Source organism: Caballeronia sp. LZ033 (assembly GCF_031451265.1).
Classification (GTDB): domain Bacteria; phylum Pseudomonadota; class Gammaproteobacteria; order Burkholderiales; family Burkholderiaceae; genus Caballeronia.
Genome location: NZ_JARUXQ010000029.1, coordinates 1 through 1,245, shown reverse-complemented (window position 1 = coordinate 1,245; position 1,245 = coordinate 1). Strand labels below are relative to the sequence as shown.

The window sequence follows — 1,245 nt, the reverse complement described above, 5'->3', positions numbered from 1 at the left end:
CGCGGCGTCGCTCTCGAACCGCGATGGCAAGGTCGTGTCGAGCGGTGCATTGACTGGCGATGTTCGGGGCGCTTTGCAGAATCTAGGCGGCACGATGCAAGCCACCGGCGCGGCACAGGTGCGCGCAGGCAGCATCGACAATGGCAACGGCTCGATCACGGGGAGCCAGATCGCGCTGGCTGCGGCTTACGTGACGAACCGCGGCGGGACAATCGCGCAGACGGGCACTGGCACGGCCGCGCTTGCCGTAGCGAACACGCTCGACAACCGCGGCGGCTCGATCGCCAGTAACGGACGTCTGGCTGTTGTGTCCGGTGCGCTTGTCAACGCGTCAGGCTCCATAACAGCCCGTGACGGCCTCGCGGTGACAGCCGACGGCGTGCTCGATAACGCCGGCGGCAAACTGCTGTCGAACACGGAGGTGAATCTCGTAAGCGTTGCGTTGAACAACGACCGTGGCCAGATAGGCGCGGGAACGAACGAGACGATTCGGACCGGGCGACTGACCAATAGCGGCGGCTCGATCGTCGCGCCGAACCTCACGGTCACGAGTACCAGCACAATCGACAACACCGGCGGCGGGATTGAGGCGAACGCGCTCAATGTCAACACGACGGAACTCATCAATCGCGCGGGCCGGATCACGCAATACGGCGCGTCGCCGACGGAATTCCATGTCAGCGGCACGTTCGACAATTCCAACGGCGGCACCTTTCAGACCAACAGCACGGATCTGACGCTCGCGCCGGGCGCACTCATCAACGACGGCGGCTCGATCATCGATGCTGGCACGGGCACGCTGACGATTGCGCCCGGCGACGGCGCCGGCTATTTCTCGAACGTTGGCGGCCGGATCATTACAGCGGGCACGCTCACCGCGCAGGCCGCTGGCCTGAACAACGCGAACGGCGTGCTGGCCGCACAAGGCGCGATCTCTGCGCGCTTCGCTGGCGACGTCGACAACACACGGGGCGCGATTCGCGCGCTCGGGTCGCTGTCGCTCGCCAGCGGCGGCGGCCTGACGAATACGAACGGGCAGGTTCAAGCGGGCACGGGCGCAGGCATCGATCTGAGCACGCTCGACCTTCAGGCGGCGAGCATCGACAACACGAGCGGCCTCGTGAGCAATCTCGGCATGGGCGACGCGGCCGTGCGAAGCGGCAACGGCATCGTCAACCGCAGCGGCACGATGACGGCCAACGGCCGCATCTCGCTCGACAGCGCCGCGCTCGTCAATACGCAAGG

Annotated in this window: 2 pseudogenes; both read left to right on the top strand. The window is 66.1% G+C overall.

The window, feature by feature from the left end:
* Positions 1–34: 34 nt before the first annotated feature.
* A pseudogene (locus tag QCE62_RS35360) lies at positions 35–91 on the top strand (hypothetical protein); the annotation flags it as partial.
* A 3-nt stretch (positions 92–94) separates the two neighbouring features.
* A pseudogene (locus QCE62_RS35015) lies at positions 95–1,245 on the top strand (filamentous hemagglutinin); the annotation flags it as partial.